Source organism: Candidatus Cryosericum odellii (genome assembly GCF_003570935.1).
Taxonomy (GTDB): Bacteria; Caldisericota; Caldisericia; order Cryosericales; family Cryosericaceae; genus Cryosericum; species Cryosericum odellii.
The window spans coordinates 1-3,453 of sequence record NZ_QXIU01000258.1 but is presented as its reverse complement, the minus strand read 5'-3'; the positions used below and the strand labels follow the sequence as shown (position 1 = coordinate 3,453).

Here is a 3,453-nt window from a genome sequence, read left to right as displayed (position 1 = left end):
TCATACGAGACCACCTTACTGAGGGGTCTAATATTCATTGTAGCAGTGTTTCTGCGAGCGTGTGCTTTCTGCGGGGACGAAGCATGCGGGACGGTGGTCGGAGGAACCGGCGATGGGTCTTGCAAATATTTGCACAACGGGCAAGAATGTGCCCAGTTGCACATACTGCTCGACCTCAGTTGAAGGTTATGTGACGGACTGCAGAGAGAGGAGGCTCAATCGTGAGGAAATGCAACTTGTTTGCCAGTAGTTTCACCGCAGGAGAAGCTGTCGCAAGGACCTGGTTCCGCGAGATCGTGATAGGCGTTCTTGTCGTGACGCTCCTGCTTACACCACTGAGCCCGGCCCTCAGAGTACTGGCCGCTAACCCTCTCGTCCTCGATGGGACTGAGAGCTCCTGGGCAGAACCTGAGCTGCAGCTCGCCTACTCGTACGGGCTGACGTATCCAGCTGTTATGAACCACTTCATCAAACCGATCACGCGCGAGGAGTTCTGTGTGATCGTCGTGAAGCTGTATTCGAAACTGACGGGCAAGACGCCGTCGGCAGGGACGTCGCCGTTCACCGACACGGCGAACCCCGAGATCGTCAAAGCCTATAACCTGGGCATCGTCCAGGGGACGGGTGCAGGGAAATTCTCTCANNGAAATTGCCACGATGATCTACCGTGCACTGGGCAAAGCGGTCCCACCCTTGAAAGCTGTCAGCCAGACCGATTTCCCCTTTGCCGACAAGGTTAAGGTCGCTACGTGGGCGCTGGAGGCGATGGAGTTCGCTTATCAGAATGCCATCATGAAAGGTCTGAGCGCCACCACTATCGACCCTCTCAGCAACACCACCCGTGAGCAAGGCGTCGTCCTCATCAAGCGGACCTATGAGGCGTTCCGGACTGCTTCCGACGTGAAGGCAACCCTGGTCTTGCCGACCGGCAGGATTATCACGTTGACCGAGAAGGCCAAGTACCTGGCGTCGGACTGGGACGGTTTGCTCAACGCCCCTTTGTACGATGCGCGCCTGACGCTGTATGCTGCGACAGGATCAGCGAAACCCAAGAGCAGACCGGCTGACAGGCTTCTGATCAAGTCTGCGTCCATGTACTCAAAGGCCGACAACGCCGCGCTCATCGACATTGCTGGAAATCGCGTGCGGTACTTCGCCTATACGCTGACCCGAGCTGCACCTGCGAAGGTGGTCTGGCAAGTTGCGAATGTCCCGTTCATAGGATTCCCGACAGACTGGCAGAAGCCGACAGGACTGGTCGCGTCAGGCCAGGTGGCAGGGACGGCCGGTGAGTTTGCCATCGATTTCGCGACGTTTGCTACGAAGTTGGGTGTCCCAAGCCACTACCGGCAGCTGACGACACCTGGGACCCAACAAGTTCTCTACGTGAGGGCGGTCCCTGTCGACGGCAGCGGGCGGTGCATCGGTGATCCGGGCGAAGGCGTACGAGTGCTGTATGGCAGCAGCCTGTCGGTACCACCGTCCGCAAGTTCGCCGCTGGCCTCCCCCTCCTTCCAGTTGTGGACGCCTCTCCGCAATCTGGAACCCGATGCGAAGCCGGAGTTTCCCAACATTCTTGAACACGTCGCCAAAGTCGGGGTTTCCTGTGAAGAAACGACTCCTCACTGGTTCCAGTTCAGGGGTGCAGGTGCGACCACGAGCAGTGTCGTCTTCCAGGTTTCTGCCAAGCCGTTCAGCGACGTGGAGGACTGGAACGCGCCGTCGGGACTGGTCTACTCCAAGACCTACAGTCCACTTCCTGTCACGCTCCTTGCCGACTACCACAATACGGTTCCCATTCCATTTCATGACTTCGGTCCAGCCGCGGCTACGCTGAAGCCTGGTGATCAGGTGCTGTACTACGTGAGAGCGGTTGCGCTCAGCACTTCCGTGACACCCGGCGTGACATCAGCGGCCTTCTCTGATACCGTGACGGTGAGCTACTTCAAGCAGCAGCAGGTGAAGATCTACCAGTGGAAGACGGTTTCAGAGCCTTCGTACACGCCCACCATCAAAGTTGTCCACTATGAGCCAGTCCAGTGGGAGGATCCGAACTGGGCACATTACTACACTGTGTACCGGTATCCCAAGTGGAATGAGCTGAACTTCAACATCACGAACGGCACCTCGACCCTCTACACATACCAGTACTACGCAATGAACGACCCAACCATGACCCCCGACCGCTACGAGAAGGAAATCCTGTGGAAATGGCTCACACCGGGGTCCCATCTCCAGGTCTGGGACAAGTCAGGGGATAAGTCCTGGTGGGCGGAACTCTGGGATGGCATTGTCAGTTTCTTAAAGACAATCATCGACGTTGTCGCCAAGATAACCAACTGGGTATCGACCGCTTTTGCCAAGCTCAAGGGAGGCCTGATAGCGTTCATTGCCAAGAACTTCCCTGGTATTCCTGACGACTGGCGCAAGGGCCTGGAGTTTGCCCTGACGATGCTGGCAGACTACGGACTTGCGTCGCTTGGCATTCCACCATCTCTGCCCAATTTCGACCAGCTGGCGAGTGGAAGTCTCAACTACCTGGCCAATGAGGCCCTGGCTCAGGCAGGCATTCCGGCCAGCGCCGTGACGGATGCGCTGATAGACCAGGCGAAGACCACTATTACATCAAGCCTGACTGATGCCGCCAACTCTGCGACACCCAACCCGCTCAACTCGCCCTTCCTGAAAGCTGACCCAGCCAAGCTCTACCAGCCTGCCTACATTGATGTCGCAATCACCAACCCATACAAGGACAAGCCATCACTCGCCGGCTTCCTGAACTTCGATGCCGGATGGGACTGGAAGGACACCAATATCACCGTCACCACGTCGACCTGGGCTGAGAAGCCTACAGGTCAGATATGGGCTGACGCGTTGGCATACAGGGACCACTTCTTCAACGGCCTGAGGAAAGGCTACCCCTATTACCCCGTCAGTTATTGTATCTATGAACCTGTGCGCAACATCGCCATCCCGCCGCTGATGCCAGGCGAGACGACGACCATCCGTGTCTACCTGAAGGAGTACTCTGGCATGCCGTACCCCTTTGCTCCTCAAGGAGACTCAGTCACGTGGGATGACTTCACCAACCTGTATTGGGGCGCCACGGGCAAGGCAGACTTTACAGTATGGACAAGCGGGTTCCGTCTGGCGAACATCACGCCTGCGACGTCGTTTGATCCTGCCACAAACACGATCTATACCCACACGTATGATCACACTGCTTCTTCACAGACTTTCCAGACGGTACCGAAGGACCCCTACAACTGATAGCGGAGAACCTTCAGACAATACGTGACATCTGATGGCCGGAGGTCGTTGATCTCCGGCCATTACGATGAGCGGTGTGATGTACCGCTTCACACCTTTATCCGATATACTCATATGGAGAGAGGAGCTGGTGTGATGGACGAGAAGGAGAAGGCACAACTGGCGCAGGCACTGAAAGCGCAA

The 3,453-nt window shown here is 56.8% G+C and carries 1 protein-coding gene; it reads left to right on the top strand.

The annotated features are described in order from the left end of the window. Window positions 1–657 precede the first annotated feature (657 nt). Entirely contained in the window at window positions 658–3,270 is a 2,613-nt protein-coding gene (locus SMC5_RS10205; RefSeq protein ID WP_119120604.1) for an S-layer homology domain-containing protein, read from the top strand. Window positions 3,271–3,453 lie beyond the last annotated feature (183 nt).

Bases quoted from the DNA above. Each gene is read 5' to 3' on its own strand.
- SMC5_RS10205 (WP_119120604.1), top strand. From the start codon at position 658: ATGATCTACCGTGCACTGGGCAAAGCGGTCCCACCCTTGAAAGCTGTC.